The sequence below is a fragment of the Campylobacter concisus genome (assembly GCF_002165815.1).
GTDB classification, from domain to species: domain Bacteria; phylum Campylobacterota; class Campylobacteria; order Campylobacterales; family Campylobacteraceae; genus Campylobacter_A; species Campylobacter_A concisus_BH.
The window spans coordinates 1-14062 of sequence record NZ_NDYN01000010.1; the positions used below are offsets into that span (position 1 = coordinate 1).

At 34.4% G+C, this 14062-nt stretch carries 25 protein-coding genes; all 25 read right to left on the reverse strand.

The genetic code is table 11. The annotated features are described in order from the left end of the window. Positions 1 to 60: 60 nt before the first annotated feature. Positions 61 to 1065, reverse strand: a complete 1005-nt coding sequence (locus B9N65_RS09655) for a tyrosine-type recombinase/integrase (protein WP_180385111.1) — start codon at positions 1063 to 1065, stop codon at positions 61 to 63. Further along, on the reverse strand, positions 1046 to 1339 hold the full coding sequence (locus B9N65_RS09660) for a hypothetical protein (protein WP_087582499.1): 294 nt from the start codon (positions 1337 to 1339) through the stop codon (positions 1046 to 1048). The genes B9N65_RS09655 and B9N65_RS09660 overlap by 20 nt, the downstream gene beginning before the upstream one ends. 1 nt (position 1340) lies before the next feature. Then, on the reverse strand, positions 1341 to 1520 hold the full coding sequence (locus B9N65_RS09665; RefSeq protein ID WP_087582498.1) for a hypothetical protein: 180 nt from the start codon (positions 1518 to 1520) through the stop codon (positions 1341 to 1343). A gap of 2 nt (positions 1521 to 1522) precedes the next feature. After that, on the reverse strand, positions 1523 to 2209 hold the full coding sequence (locus tag B9N65_RS09670) for a hypothetical protein (RefSeq protein WP_087582497.1): 687 nt from the start codon (positions 2207 to 2209) through the stop codon (positions 1523 to 1525). Beyond that, a complete protein-coding gene (locus tag B9N65_RS09675) occupies positions 2202 to 2507 on the reverse strand; it encodes a YopX family protein (protein ID WP_180385110.1) in 306 nt (101 codons plus the stop codon). The genes B9N65_RS09670 and B9N65_RS09675 overlap by 8 nt, the downstream gene beginning before the upstream one ends. Before the next feature lie 110 nt (positions 2508 to 2617). Next, entirely contained in the window at positions 2618 to 3130 is a 513-nt protein-coding gene (locus tag B9N65_RS09680; RefSeq protein WP_087582495.1) for a hypothetical protein, read from the reverse strand. Further along, the gene (locus tag B9N65_RS09685; RefSeq protein WP_087582494.1) at positions 3121 to 3558 is read right to left on the reverse strand and encodes a hypothetical protein; all 438 of its coding nucleotides are present in this window, start codon (positions 3556 to 3558) and stop codon (positions 3121 to 3123) included. Before B9N65_RS09685 ends, B9N65_RS09680 begins: the two co-directional genes overlap by 10 nt. Continuing rightward, positions 3558 to 4037 carry a hypothetical protein gene (locus B9N65_RS09690; protein ID WP_087582493.1) on the reverse strand — a complete coding sequence of 160 codons (480 nt, stop codon included), beginning with the start codon at positions 4035 to 4037 and terminating at the stop codon, positions 3558 to 3560. Before B9N65_RS09690 ends, B9N65_RS09685 begins: the two co-directional genes overlap by 1 nt. After that, positions 4015 to 4527: a hypothetical protein gene (locus B9N65_RS09695; RefSeq protein WP_087582492.1), complete on the reverse strand. Its 513-nt coding sequence runs from the start codon at positions 4525 to 4527 to the stop codon at positions 4015 to 4017. The genes B9N65_RS09690 and B9N65_RS09695 overlap by 23 nt, the downstream gene beginning before the upstream one ends. Continuing rightward, complete coding sequence (locus B9N65_RS09700; protein ID WP_087582491.1) at positions 4527 to 4769, reverse strand: hypothetical protein; 243 nt, start codon at positions 4767 to 4769, stop codon at positions 4527 to 4529. The genes B9N65_RS09695 and B9N65_RS09700 overlap by 1 nt, the downstream gene beginning before the upstream one ends. A gap of 27 nt (positions 4770 to 4796) precedes the next feature. Further along, entirely contained in the window at positions 4797 to 5162 is a 366-nt protein-coding gene (locus B9N65_RS11060) for a DUF6378 domain-containing protein (protein ID WP_180385109.1), read from the reverse strand. Then, a complete protein-coding gene (locus tag B9N65_RS09710) occupies positions 5159 to 5419 on the reverse strand; it encodes an HU family DNA-binding protein (RefSeq protein WP_087582490.1) in 261 nt (86 codons plus the stop codon). The genes B9N65_RS11060 and B9N65_RS09710 overlap by 4 nt, the downstream gene beginning before the upstream one ends. Then, complete coding sequence (locus B9N65_RS09715) at positions 5420 to 5860, reverse strand: hypothetical protein (RefSeq protein WP_087582489.1); 441 nt, start codon at positions 5858 to 5860, stop codon at positions 5420 to 5422. After that, the gene (locus B9N65_RS09720) at positions 5860 to 6510 is read right to left on the reverse strand and encodes a hypothetical protein (protein ID WP_087582488.1); all 651 of its coding nucleotides are present in this window, start codon (positions 6508 to 6510) and stop codon (positions 5860 to 5862) included. Before B9N65_RS09720 ends, B9N65_RS09715 begins: the two co-directional genes overlap by 1 nt. 9 nt (positions 6511 to 6519) lie before the next feature. Beyond that, entirely contained in the window at positions 6520 to 7182 is a 663-nt protein-coding gene (locus tag B9N65_RS09725; RefSeq protein ID WP_087582487.1) for an AAA family ATPase, read from the reverse strand. Further along, positions 7183 to 7977, reverse strand: a complete 795-nt coding sequence (locus B9N65_RS09730; RefSeq protein WP_087582486.1) for a PD-(D/E)XK nuclease family protein — start codon at positions 7975 to 7977, stop codon at positions 7183 to 7185. Next, the gene (locus tag B9N65_RS09735; RefSeq protein ID WP_087582485.1) at positions 7974 to 8153 is read right to left on the reverse strand and encodes a hypothetical protein; all 180 of its coding nucleotides are present in this window, start codon (positions 8151 to 8153) and stop codon (positions 7974 to 7976) included. Before B9N65_RS09735 ends, B9N65_RS09730 begins: the two co-directional genes overlap by 4 nt. After that, positions 8135 to 8521 (reverse strand): hypothetical protein, encoded by a 387-nt coding sequence (locus tag B9N65_RS09740; protein ID WP_087582484.1) that lies wholly within the window; start codon positions 8519 to 8521, stop codon positions 8135 to 8137. The genes B9N65_RS09735 and B9N65_RS09740 overlap by 19 nt, the downstream gene beginning before the upstream one ends. Next, positions 8506 to 9729, reverse strand: a complete 1224-nt coding sequence (locus B9N65_RS09745; RefSeq protein ID WP_087582483.1) for an ATP-dependent DNA helicase — start codon at positions 9727 to 9729, stop codon at positions 8506 to 8508. The genes B9N65_RS09740 and B9N65_RS09745 overlap by 16 nt, the downstream gene beginning before the upstream one ends. Further along, positions 9693 to 10115, reverse strand: coding sequence for a hypothetical protein (locus B9N65_RS09750; RefSeq protein WP_087582482.1), 423 nt, complete (start codon positions 10113 to 10115; stop codon positions 9693 to 9695). Before B9N65_RS09750 ends, B9N65_RS09745 begins: the two co-directional genes overlap by 37 nt. Beyond that, the gene (locus B9N65_RS09755) at positions 10112 to 12310 is read right to left on the reverse strand and encodes a hypothetical protein (protein ID WP_087582481.1); all 2199 of its coding nucleotides are present in this window, start codon (positions 12308 to 12310) and stop codon (positions 10112 to 10114) included. Before B9N65_RS09755 ends, B9N65_RS09750 begins: the two co-directional genes overlap by 4 nt. A gap of 288 nt (positions 12311 to 12598) precedes the next feature. Further along, the gene (locus B9N65_RS09765; RefSeq protein ID WP_141083827.1) at positions 12599 to 12853 is read right to left on the reverse strand and encodes a hypothetical protein; all 255 of its coding nucleotides are present in this window, start codon (positions 12851 to 12853) and stop codon (positions 12599 to 12601) included. Positions 12854 to 12861: 8 nt separating this feature from the next. Next, on the reverse strand, positions 12862 to 13053 hold the full coding sequence (locus B9N65_RS09770) for a hypothetical protein (RefSeq protein WP_087582478.1): 192 nt from the start codon (positions 13051 to 13053) through the stop codon (positions 12862 to 12864). Further along, complete coding sequence (locus B9N65_RS09775) at positions 13050 to 13469, reverse strand: hypothetical protein (RefSeq protein WP_087582477.1); 420 nt, start codon at positions 13467 to 13469, stop codon at positions 13050 to 13052. Before B9N65_RS09775 ends, B9N65_RS09770 begins: the two co-directional genes overlap by 4 nt. Beyond that, the gene (locus tag B9N65_RS09780) at positions 13466 to 14053 is read right to left on the reverse strand and encodes a hypothetical protein (RefSeq protein WP_087582476.1); all 588 of its coding nucleotides are present in this window, start codon (positions 14051 to 14053) and stop codon (positions 13466 to 13468) included. The genes B9N65_RS09775 and B9N65_RS09780 overlap by 4 nt, the downstream gene beginning before the upstream one ends. Positions 14054 to 14062: the final 9 nt, after the last annotated feature.

Genomic DNA, 14062 nt, shown 5'->3' on the forward strand with positions numbered 1-14062 from the left:
TATTTTTTGCTTTAAGAAATATTTTTGCAATATTGTTAAAAGCCCATATTTCAATTCGTTCTAGTCTTGATGTGCCTTAATCGTGTCAAGACTAGCTTTTATAGCTTCTTTATCTTCAGTCTTCACTCCAGTAAAATGTCCATAAACTTGCTCTAACATTTTCATAGATGAATGTCCTAATGCCTCTTTAATAATTAATGGATTAACCTTATCGTTGAGTAATAAACTAGCATAGGTATGTCTAAGGCTATGAAATCCTGCATAAGGTAAATCTAAAGCATTACATAAGTTCTGAAATGCTCTACCTAGTCTCTGGTAAGACATGGTAAATCCCTTGAAGTCAGTGAACTCTGTTAGGATATCTTTAGGTATATAGACAACTCTAGGTTTATTAGTCTTGGTAGGATGTAACCCACCAGTATTAATGGCTATTGTCTTAGATATAGAGATAAACTCACTAGATATATCTTTAGATGTCAGTGCAAGTATCTCTCCTATTCTAGCTCCAGAATAGAAAGCTAATAATAATACAAGTCTAAGCTCACCCTTAGCACTATTAATCAATCTAGGTATATCTTCTTTAGAATATACAACTCTAGTCAAGCTCTGTTTAGTATTTACCTTTATATTATAGACTGGATTAAAGGTAATAATACCTTGCTTTATAGCATACCTAAAAGCTTTACTAAGTACCATTAGATAATTCTTAATAGTATTAGAGCAATAGCCTTGCTTAGATAGCATAATCGAGAACTTTTCTATATCTATGACAGTGATCTCTTGAATACTTCTATCCTTAACCATCTTCTTTATACTAGATATAGTATAGATAATATTCTGCAGAGAAGAATTACGTAAATAGTTTTCGTCTAGTTCTAGGGATAAATCTAAGGCATCGAAGAGCATCAGTTCTCTAGGTTTATCTTGCATAAGTTTAGGTATCAATTCTACTCTAGCATAGTTAAGATTAGTCTTATTCCACTCTAATTTTAAACTCTGTCTGTATCGCTTACCTCCCTTGACATAATCAGCATAAATAATATTATTACGCTTGTATAGTTTCATTGTTAAACCTTTCTTGTAGTAAGGCATCTCTATCCCAAACTAATATCCTATCTGAAATTTTCTTATAATGAATATTAGGGAGATAGATAGCCTTAAATACTCTAAGCCTAAGAGCATTAGGAGTGATACCTAATAGCTCTGCAGCTTGAGTATTACCCTTGATCTTTTTAGGATACATTCTCTGTAACTCTCTTAGTTCTAGGGTATCTACAATTTTAGATAAAGATAAATCTAAAGCTCTTGTAAATATACTAAGAAGTTCAGATTCACTCATATTAGTTCTCGCTATCTGCGAAGACATGAGCCTTAACTATAAAGATAGTCTTATCACTATCTTTTCTTATTCTAGCATTTTGTTCAGCAGCTTCTTTCTCAGCATTCTCTTCTTTCAAGAATGCTTTATGAAAATGTTGCCTATCTTCATTTACTATCCTGACTTCATAAAACTTTTTCACTTTTACTCCTTTATTGAAAATCCGAGACTATAAAGTATTCGCCTCTCTGTAACTGATTTACCATCTATGCTAGTGATCTCTAAGGTATCTTGAAATGACTTTCTAGTAGATGTAGGCATAGACCAATCACCATCTGTCTTTAGCTCCCAATGCCATAAGACATTATCACCGAAGGCATCTAGATATACATCATGAGCTGTCTTAAAGCTTACAGCTATCCCATTAGATAGGTAATAGATCTCTTCAGATTGATTAGTTTCTACAACTTTAGGTAGATATTTATCATTATCTTCTAAAGATCGTCCTGCATCAGACTTACGTACTAAGACATCGTCTTCAACGAACTCCATCTCAATAGGTATTCTAAACCCTTCCCAGTAAGCTGTAAGTAGTATCTTATCTGTAGTCTTACTAGGAGCATATAAATCTCTAGCTTCTTCAATAGTCATAGGACCATTGTAAGGTGTCAGCTTATTAGTTGTAGTATCTAGAATGTAATGTTGCCATAAGACATCAGTAACCTTAACGTACTCTCTTTCAGCTTGTTTTATATCTATAGTGCCATAGTCTGATAAGAAGTATTCTCCTTGTTGTAGCCCAGTAACTACTTCAAAGTACATTAGTGGATCTATAGTTTGTCTTTCTCTAAACCTATGTATTAATAGATCTCCATCTGAAAACTTACACATTTAGTAACTCCTTATTCTCGTAGATATTCCCTAAGATTTTTATATTATCTACTTCGTTAAAATACTCATTGTAGTGGTCTTTAACTCTAAGTACATAGCTAGTAGCATCTTTATCCCACTCAACAACGCCTACATAGTTCTGACGAGAAGCTGAGAAGCTAACGATATAGCCTGTATATATCTCATTACCATCCATATCGTAGTACTCAGTGAACTCTAATAGTTCAATCTTATCTTTAGGATAGAGATCTAGAATAAGATCAGTATCTCCATAGTATTCTGGTAAGGCATCTTTCATTGGTACAGCAACAGTTTCTATAAGCCCTGCTTCATTGAACTTTACACTTACTACTCTAAGTATCTTCTTCTGAGCAGGATAATAAAGCTTATACTTGATGTTTCTCATTATTAGTCCTTTCTTAACCCTTTTCTTAAGGCATCTAAAATGTAGTAAGAGAGATCAAAATCTCCATCATCAATTCCTTTAAGTGTAGAAGCTTCTACTCTATTAAAGGCTATTTCTTTAATCTTATTCTTAATAGCTTCCTCATTCTTTTTCAGCATATTCTGGACTAAAGTATTGATATATGTAGCTCTCTTATAAGTAGCTGGTCGATAGTACCTATCACTGGCATTTGGTTCAATGCTATACCCAAACAATGAGTAGCTAGATATGAACTCTCCATCTTTAACTAGCTTCCTTAGTTGCTGTAAGGCTTTCTCTACAGCTTCAGGGTTCTCTTGAAAGATAACTTTTAAAAACTCTCCTGATATTGAACCATAGACAGCTTCAGAAATAAAGTCCTTTATGTTAGTAAATTGACTTATCTGTTTATCTAGATAGCTTCTTACACTCTGCTTGCATATCTCTTTAATATCACTCTCAGAGATATAGTCCTCTACGTTTATAGTTAGTTCCATTCGTTCTCCTCAAATAGAGTATTAGCTTTAGTTTCCATTAGTGGTAACTCATTGAATAATCTATCAGCATAAGGCTTTAGCTCTTCTTGGATAATTCTTAGTTTGAGTTTCTCTGCTTCTTCGTCAAACGTTTTGCTGTTCTCCATAGATAAGAGTGTATTGAAGTCAATAGCTTTCAGTTTAAGCTCTCTCATAAAGTCAATACATCTACTAAGTAATGGGAACTCTCCTTCGACTATGCTGAGTATCTCACCATACATGTTCGGATACTTAACTAAGTTATTCATAATCTCATAAGGATAAGCTGTAGCTTCAGATATATGTTTAGTTATATCCTCTTCTATAGTTCGTGATCGTCTAAACTTTTCTAGATACCATCCTTTAGAGATATATCTCTTAACAGTCTCTTCAATCTCTTTCTCAAACATCAGTTCTCCTTTAGTTTAAATCCAAGAGCGTATATAGGCTTCCATCTAAAAGTATCGTGTTTAGATGCATATTCTTTCTCTAACTCAGCTCTAGTTATTCTCTTAGGGTACATTGAGTACTCTTTAGAGATATAGTCGTATATCTCGAAGTACCATAAGACATCTCTTTCGTTGATGAAATCTTTATCTACCTCTTCGATAGCAGTAGGACTTGTATATTCAAACTTATAATTGGTTTCGTCAATGTCTGTGATTGTATATGTCATTGGACATAACCCTTCTTCAGAGTCTTTAAATACAAGAGTATCTCCTACTTTAAACTTAGTATCTCTATCGGATTTAACTCTATATGTACCATCTTCGAAATCCCAAACATCTTGATTTATCTTACACCACTTACCCTCAGATCGATAGTATGTTTCTATTGTCTTACCTTCTTCGTAAGCAGTAAGTATCTTAATCTTCTCTTCTAGATTCATTTTCTTCTCCTCGAGGGATCCTAAATCCCATACTAAACATAGGCTCATACGTTTCGTTAGCCCAACCTTTAATCTCACCTAGCTTCATCATAGTTGGAGCTAAGGTATATCTATCCTCTTTCTTATAGTGAATAACGTGCCACCAATAGACATCATTGATGTTTCTATAGTTAGCATCTACAGCTTCTACAGGAGTATGGATAGCATCTCCCTCGAATAGGTAATCTCCATTTTTAGTAAAACCTTTTACTGTTACTATCTCTGGTTCAAGCTTACCTTCATCAGCTATATGTACTAACTTATCTCCTATCTGAAAGGTAGTATCAGGGTTCTTATTAGGCTTAACTCGATACTCATACATACCGAAATCTAATTCACCAGTTAGCATATCTTCCCAGTCGTCTTCTTCGCCATCAGTTTCAGAATACTGAATAGTTAAACCTTTATCCATAGCTCGGATAATCTCGATTTTTTCTTGTAAGTTGTTCATTATTGTTCTCCATTTAGGTATCTACCTTTTAATATTTTTAGAATATCTTGCTTAGTAAATTTAGACTTCTTATGTAGTTCTATCTTGCTAAGCCAATATTCATCTAGCTTTCTTCCATAGTATTCGAAAGCTTCAGCTTTAGTCGCAAAAGGTTCGTAAGGCTCAAGTTCATCGAATACCCAGACACCATTAACCATTCGCTGACTTTCTTGTTGCCTAACTAATGCTTCGCCTTTAGTCATATAAGTATCCTTACTTAAGAAGGGGATTTACTCCCCTCTTATTGTTTTAAAGAAATCTCTGATAGCTTGTTTTCTAGCTTCTTCGTCTTCTGTTTTATAGACTACGATCTCGCAGAGTTCTTTAAACAATAAAAGATCTCTGTCTTGTTCTTCATCTTTAGCAGCAAGAGTTGCATAGCCAGCTATATCTACCCAGTGGTCTTTAAAGTTACCATTACCACAGACTATTCTTGCAATCTTATGTAAGATCATATCTAAGGCTTCTGCCTTAGCTGGAGTTAAGTCTGACTGTAAATGAGCTTCGCAGACATCCTTAAGTATCTGAGAAATCTTACTGACTAATCTATAGTCACCATGAGTATCCTGTCTCTCGTTTAGAACTTCCTCGATCATTTCTTACCTTTCAATAATTTTTTTAGAGTATAAGAACTTGTATAAGTCACTTTACTAATTACTCGTCTTTTACCTTTTAAATCGGTAATAGGCACTTTAAGTAACTTGAAGTGACCTATGGTGGGGAAATTAAGCTTTCCTTCTTTCTGTAAGATCTCTCTAGCTAACTCGAATGTCTTAGATAGAGTAATTCTCGTACCCTTCTTAGACATACCTGACCTAGAGGCTACTTCGTCGATAAAATCCTTATATAGCATTTATTCCTCCTTGTATTTAGTATGAGCATAATGAAGTAAACCTAGGGCATCACTTCTGCCATCTAGTAAGCCTCCCTTAGCTCCATAGATAGAAGCATTAGGGTAAAGCTTGATTAAGGTATTAGCTATAGTTTTCTTATCAGCTTTAGCTGGGATACCTATAGCTTTCTGCCAAACTTGCGGAGAGACCATAATGTAAGGGATTTCAAGTGCTTGAAGTACTCCTTCTATCTCTCCTAATCTCTGTCCGAAACTAAAAGTAGAACTAACACCTTGCTTAGGCATAGAATGAACTTTCTCCACAATACATAGATCTACCTTATTAGATTTCAAGGCATGGATATAGCCTTGTAAGTTTTGGGATTTAAAGTCTATAAATGTAAGGGGAGAAGTTTCTATAACTAAAGCACCGTTAGATCCAGGATCTATCGCTGCGTACATTACGATCTGAAAGGATTGTCAGCTGTCTGAACTTTTATATCTTTAGAAGCTTGTGCTGCATTAGCTGTAGATTTACTAGCTTTCCAAGCTTCAACATCAGCGATTGTAAGACCATCGTCATAGCGATTGTTCTCAGCATACTTTTTATCTTTTTCAAGTTGTACACCTACTGCTGTACCAGATACGATCTCACTAGCTGTAGCACCATCTTCTCTGTAAAAGCCCATAATCTCACGTTGTTCTCTGATCTCACCATTGTATTTAGAATATCTAAATCTAATATTGACTTTAACAGGTAAGTCATTGAACTGATCTAGAACATCAAATGACTCTTCTTTCTGATCACGTCCTACTTTATGTACCTCTTTTACAGGGTCATTAACATTTTGAATACCTGCAATAACACATAGTTTATTGAAGATATTTCTCTGAAAGTTTTCACTTCCATCGTTGTTATCTAGTTTAAGTCCATACAATGTAGTTTCACTGCCTTGATATAGTACATTGAAGTTTAGGCTTCTAGCACCATGATCATTGACTTTAACACTGACGAACTTAATAACTACGTCGTAAATACCACTCTTAGTGATAAACTCTTTTCCGTTTTCTGCAATAGCTTTTTTATCTATGCTTGCTGTGAAGAAACTCATTTTAACTCCTTATAGTATATATTCTTCAATTTCGTTTTTAGCATTTACTAGCTTGTTGAGATATTCATTGATATCAAACTCGTTTATTCCGACCTTATCTGGTAAGTCTTTCAATGTTGTTCTAGCTGGATACTTGAATGAAGTAAAATAGACAACTAACTTACCACTGGATTTCTCTATAAATAAACTATCGTTTACTATAGATAACCAACTGCCTGCTTTAGCGAATTGACCTTGAGCAGGTATAATATGCCTATCACTCTTCTCGTCTACCATTGTATGAGCTACAATGACTACTGATACTCCATTGGCTATCAGAACATTCTCGATATAGTTATTTAAATCTAGAGTATCAATATTGTTCTGTTCATGGATTTTAAAGCCTGTATATTTAACAGAGTTATATCTAGTCATTGCTGCATAGAGTTGAGTGACAGTATCGATAACTATGAACTTCGGAAACTCTTTAAACTTTTCCTTATATGCTTTTATCTTGTCATTGATAAAAGTTATTACACTCTCCATGCCTTCATAGTTTTTAAAATTAGCATGGGGTACATTAAAGCTATACTCTTTCTTATCGAAGTTTATAACCAACGCATTTTTTATCTGAGAAGTTAGGGTAGATTTACCACTAGCTTCATAACCGCTTACAAGTATTTTAGTACTCAATTATTTCTCCTTTAATCTGTAATCTGAATAGAGTAGATAGACTAACTTAGGATCTTCTACACCTTTAAGATAAGTCTCAGCAATCAATCTAAGGTAGTCTTCAATGAATTGCATATCCTCATCGGTAATAACTTGAGTAACAGGGATCACTTGAGAAGGGTAGTCTTTTAAAGGCTTACCAGTCTTCTCACTTACTCTGCCAACTATATTATTAGTTATCCATACAATGCGAATACGATTAATATCTACTCCCATCTTTCTATAGATATAGGCATAAGTAAGTAATTGCCATTTATAGTTATTAGGCATATAAGTTTCGTCTATACTTGTCTTAGATGTAGTTTTAAAATCTATAAGAGTATCACCGATGACTGCATCAGCTGTTCCTGCTGCATAAACATTATCTACAATCTTACAAGCTATAGCTTCTTCACTTCTATTTGGTATCCCGAATACTCTTAGATAATCTATAAGTGCTTGACCCATAGGTATAAACTGATCTTTTATATATTCTTTATCTATTTCTGGATTAGATTGAGAATCTATATAAGCATACAATTCATCTTTATCTACTGCTTTAGTTTTAATATAGCTCTCTGCTATTCTATGAACGCATGAGCCTAGTACAGTAGATGTACTACCTTCGAATATCTTATTGCCTAAGACATTCTCTTGATACCACTCCCATTTCTTTTCAGTAAACTTAGCTACACTAGATGGACTTATTCTGAAACTTCCTTCAGGCAAGAGATCTAAGTAGTTCTCTTGATAATTCATAGGTTTTAATGGAGTCATTGTACTTCTCCTGTCTCTCTTGTTTCTATGAGCATTTCTTGCTTCTCTTCATCAGAAGCTCTCTCAAAGTATTCAAGAGCCATACCTATAGCTTGCTCTCTAGAGATTTCGATCTCAGTTTCTATCTCACATAGATACTCATTTACCTGAATTATCTTTACTCTGTTCGTGAACATACAACTCCTTTCTTGACTGCAAGACCTAAGTCATAGACCTTATTCTTTACTGCAGTAGCTGTAAGGCTATTAGGTAAAGTTCTTAGAAGATACGAGAACTGTCTTTTAGACATTGCTGTCTTAGGATCAGCACAATACATTATCTGTTTTACCTCTGAATCTGTCCATCTATGCTTTTTAGCTTTAGGCTGATTAAAAGGGTTATTAGTATCTTTAACTTCGCTAACAGGTTTTAGTATCTCACTCTTTATGTCTTGAACAAGATTAGAAGATGTCTTAGTACTATTATCTTGAGACATTAGAATAGATACAATCCTTCTTACGCTAGACATGAGCCTAATTAGCTCATCAATTATTTCTGATTGCAAGTTTTCTCCTTTAAGTTTTTATAGTTTCTTGTTTCGCCTACGAATAAGTGAGCTTTATACTTCATACGAGATATTGCTACGTATGTTAGTTTTAGAAACTCCTCTACACTAATAGGTTTATTGTAGTTGTTATATCTCGTAGGTTTTCGATATAACTGCTTGTATATATCTGTAGCATCTATGAATACTTCATCTAAAGTCATGCCTTGAGCTTTATGAATAGTGCTAGCATAGGTATGCTTAGGATGCATATAAGTATCTGCTATACTCCAATAACATTCAGGATTAGTTCTAAGGACTTCATCTAAGATGCATTTCTCTTGCTTTTTACTCTTACAGATACGAAATCTAACAGATTCTCCATCGTTACTAATAGCATGAATATCCCAGATACCTTCACTAGATCTCTGAACGTCATAGATTTCAACTATATCACCATTCTTACAATAGCCTATAGGTTTATCCAAGACTAATAGATCACCTACAGAATAAAGTTCTTTATCAGCTAAAGCCTTGTTATAACTATCTATAACACTATTGCTATAGCCTAGTATTCTTTTAGAACTATTGCACTCTAGATAAGCTTTACAGAAATCTTTATGGCTATCGTACAAGATAATGCTATCTGGTAAATCTTTTCTAAAATCTGGTAATTGCTTAGATTTAATACTAGATCTAAGAGACTCTAGATACTGATGTAGTTTTTGATCACTGATAGATTGTCGCATCTGTTGAGTTAAAACAACCTCCATGTCAGGCTTAATGTCTGCTTTAAGACCTATAGCAGATAACTGACATTCATCTCCTACAAGCAAGATATGCTTATAGCTTCCATTTAAAGCCTTCTGATAGACTTTATTAGGTAGCATAGACATTTCATCGATTATTAGAAGATCAGCTTCTATAGGCTCTCTAATATCGCTTAGATATTGTTCTATCCCATTACGTGTCATATTGAAACCTAAAGCACTATGAGTTGTATATGCCTTAGTACCTATAGAAGCTTGAAGATTATTTTTAGCTTTATGAGTAGTAGCTGTTACTAATACAGATCCTTTATAGTCTTTAACTATCTGAGATAGTACAAAACTTTTACCAGTGCCTGCAGCACCTCGAAGGACAACTATTCTATTAGGTTTAGGACTGTCTGAAGTGAAGTAGTCATAGATTTTTACTTGTTCTGGAGTAAGTCTGATACTCTTGTCCATAGGCTTAAACCATTCTCTCTATCTACATACCACTCACCATTTTTAAAGAGATAAAAGTAATCAATCATATCGTCACCTTTCTCATAATTAGCTAATTGAGTATGCTTAGGTGCTACAGTATTCCAAGGTTCTCCTCTGTCTCTATAATAAGCTACAGTAACATCTTCTTCAGGTTCATCGAAGTCATGCTTACCTTTAGGGATTAGGTTTTCTCTTAGACTTGATATATCACCCAAGTTAAGTAGCTCATCTACCTTCTCGGGATTTTTATAATAAGTATCCAGCATATAACCTACATATTCTGGATAGCCATCCCAGTGACAATAGATAAACTTAACATCATTGGATTTATCGTCTAATTTACCTATATAACTTCTTGTACTCATTTCCAGTTCCTTATCTGATTTATAATCGTATTTTCGAATCTTTTAGACTCCATAGGTACTTCCCAGTATTCATTAATCTCATTCATAAGTGAGATAATCTCTTCTGTACTCATACCTAAATCCCTAGCATGTTTAGCTGCTCGTATAAGGCTTACACTACCTTCACCATCTCTAGCATTAAACGCATAGTTGAATGTATCTAGAGGAGAAGATAGTAGAGCTTGCTTTTGAGCTTCATTTAAAGTACTAACAACTTGAGGAGCTTTAGCTTCATCATTAGCTTGAAGTAGATGTTCTCTTACTTCTATGCAAGATTTATTAGTAACAGAAAGAATGTTTCTATCACTATAGCTATAGAATATCTGAGATTTAGGGAGTATATCTGCATCTAAGCTTAGATATTCGCAGATACTTTTAATGAAGGCTTTATAAGTCTTCTCGTCTAAATCTACGAAGCTGTCTAACTCTAAGAGTACTCTAAACTTATAAGCATTAGTTGGATCACTAGTCCTTACAATATGGTGATTGAAGTTAGCTAGTATCTCATGAGTCTGCTCATCAGTAAATAGACTCTTATCAATATCTAAGCATATCCACTTAGCTCCACTATCTACACTAGCTTTAGATCTCACTCCATTCTTAAATCTAAATGGAGAATAGGCATAGTCTTTAGTGAGCATATCACCAAGAGCTTTAAAATCAGTTTCTGCATAGGTAAATCCACTAGAACACTTTTTAGCTCTCTCTTCTTTAGAGCCACTGCAAGCTAGGTAACTAACACCTAGAGCATTAGTTTTTATAATCTTGGTATATTCAATACCATTTTCTAAAGCTCTATAGATACCACTTTCATCATAGCTTCCTGCAAGAGTAGCTAACTCTTTTAGTTTATTAGCTATGCCAGAACTACCTTGAATATACCCTAGCTTTTTAAGTAAGTGAATATTGACGAAACACTTGTTATCCTCGAGTAGTTGTTGTACTAATCCTACGAATAACTCGTAGGGTTCTTTTACTAGCTCTATCTCGAAGTTTCTCATATCTTCATCTAATAGCTCACAAAACTTACAAGCATCTACATAGTCTTCAGCTTCAATAGTATCTTTACCTCTAAATAGAGCTATTGCTCCACTTAGCTTTAGAGCCTTCCATTGTAAGTGAGATCTAACTATCTTAGATATAGGATACTGTTTCTTTATAGTCTCTGCGGTAGCTTCGTTATACTCTTTATATAAAGTAAAGAGTGATCTAACTTCATTTGAGACATTTAATGGAGTACCGAGCTTACTTATCTCTCTCTGAGCGATACCTAAGAAGATGCTTTCATACTCTGTTATAATCTTCTTAGCTTCGTCTTCAAGAGTAATCTTTTCTGCAAGTAGATCTTTTATAGATAGATACTCTTTAGCTGGTGGTAGGATAGGTGAATAGTTAAAGAAGCTTCTTCTAGCTAACTTAGAGCTAAACTCCATTTTAAACTTCTTCTTCACTTCAGTATCGAATAAGATATTATCTGGGCTACCTACGAATAAAGCAGATACTGCTAGATTCTTAATAGCTTTAGATTGTTTATCTTTATCTTTAATAACCTTTACTTCTTTCTTGCCTTCATCGTACATCTCAGATATAAGCTGAAAGTTAGAAGTAATTACAGGTGATACAAGAAGCTCACTACCGATCTCTGAGCTAGTTAGAAATCCAGCTCCTATACCATCTTCTTCAATACCATTTAGATATGCTATATATCCTTCATTAGTTGAAGGTGATGCGAATAGTGGAGTAGGTGCTTCATAGAACTTAGAATAAGTTTCTGGAGATGAAGGTTTAGCTTGATTTCTATCTTTAGCCTTAGCTATAGCTCTCGCTACTGCTTTCTCTTCTCTGATTGCATTAATATGGTCATAACCTAGTTTATAGTTCTTTCTCATAATATTGATTGAACTATCTTTACCTACGCCACTACCAGTTATACAGAAGGTAATAGCATTAATAGGTATCAAGCTAGTATTCCAGTGCAAGATATGTCTTCTAAACTGAGACATAAATAGAATAAACTCGCTTACTGCAATAGTAAGCTTCATTCTTTCTGGTACTTTAGAGTTAGGTATAGAGTGAGATAAATCTAGTAAGAACTTAGGTAGCTTATTATCGAATAGCTGGTATTTTTCCAGCTCTTGTCTTAACATTTCTACCATAGCTCAGCCTTAAACTTGCAAGAGCTTTCAATATCTCCATAGTAATATCGTGCCATTAAGCACCTCCTTTTTTAAAAAGTCGAAGAAGCCTTCGTAGAAGGCGAAGGGTGATAGTGAGTAATCAGAGAACATAATTCTTTTATCTCGTCATAGTCCATAGCGTATACGAAATCTTGCCTTTCTCTAGGAGTAAGAGTCTTATAGAGATCTAATAGACTTATGCCATCTAGATCTATCTCTATATCACTAATACTAAGCTGTTCCCACTTACCATTTAACTCATTTTTCTTAAATACTCTTAGCATTTTTTAACTCCTTTTCTAGCTTCTTACGAACTTTCTTAGTAGCTTTTCTTTGAGCATAATATTTAATTAGATAGTTCTTAATAGCTTCCTCTTCTAATCCACCTAGAATTGTCATAGCTTCTTTTACTACTTTGCCTTGAGTCATTGTGATAATATCTACTAGACCAGTAGCATCAATAAGTAGATCAGAAGCACATAAAGGTACTTTATGAAGACTATTGCTTAGTGACTTTTCCACGTAGTAAATCATTTCTTTAACCTCTCATTGATCTCTTGTTGTTGTTTTAGAATCTGTTGGAGCATCATGATCTGAATATTTTGTCCATCGTTAAGGTCTTGTAATAGTCTGATAACTTTATCTAATTGATTTCTGACTACCATAGACTCTTCTGCAAAACATAGTGCTGATGCTAGTAACATTGCTATTATTATTTTCATATTTCACTCTCCATTACATCAATAGCTAAATAGTTAGCTAGAGCTTGTACAGCTTTCCATTTATAATCGTCTAGGTCTGCACCTAGATAATCACCTAAAAATGCTAGTGTAGAGCTACAACCGATTAACTCAGCTTCTTGCTTCAACCACTCTAGCATATCGTCTTCATTCTCATCAAAGAACCTAGACATATCCATACAACCTATCAGTCCTGAGAAGCCTGCATTAGCTCCACAGTGATAGATGTCATACATTCTCTGTAATAGGTCTTCTCTTTCAGATACTCTATGTAGATCCATCTGTTTAGCTAAAGGCTTAAATAGAGGATGTTTATCAGTAGCATCTTTGATTATCTTAGATACTTGAGATTTCTTAAGTTCTGTACCACCTTTATAGTATTCATATAAGCACCTCATTGTTGCTCCTCATACTCTTTAAGAACTTGTCTAGCCCTAACTCTACCTGAGTCAGATATACCTTTATAAGCTGTAAGAGCTTTCATATAGTCTCCGTTATACTTAGTTAGATAATAGCTAAGAATAAAGGCTGTAGCATATATCTGCTCTTCATAAGTCTTATTAGGTATTTTCCAATACTTGGCATTAATACCACCTAGACCAGACACTGTAGGATTACTATGTTTAGTTTTAGTACTATACTCACTCTCTGAATTAATTAGAGCTGTAAGTAATCCTGCATCTATATCATACTCTCTAGCTGCTCTATAGGTTAGCTCAGCGAGATCAATATCCTTATTACGCATCTTGGCATATATGGTATTAATCTCGTTCATTCTAGACGTTTCTAGAGCAATACTATGCTCAACTAAGCCAAGACTATCAGCTAAAGCTTTTTCACTCTCTACAAGTCTGGCATCTTTATTCTCTTCGATTTCAACTCTCTGGTTATAATCCATTCGTAATACAATTATGCAAAGTACGAATGTAATTACAAAGAGAGTTATAGGCAAGCCTATGCCTTCTACAAATCTTTTTAACATTAAGATCCT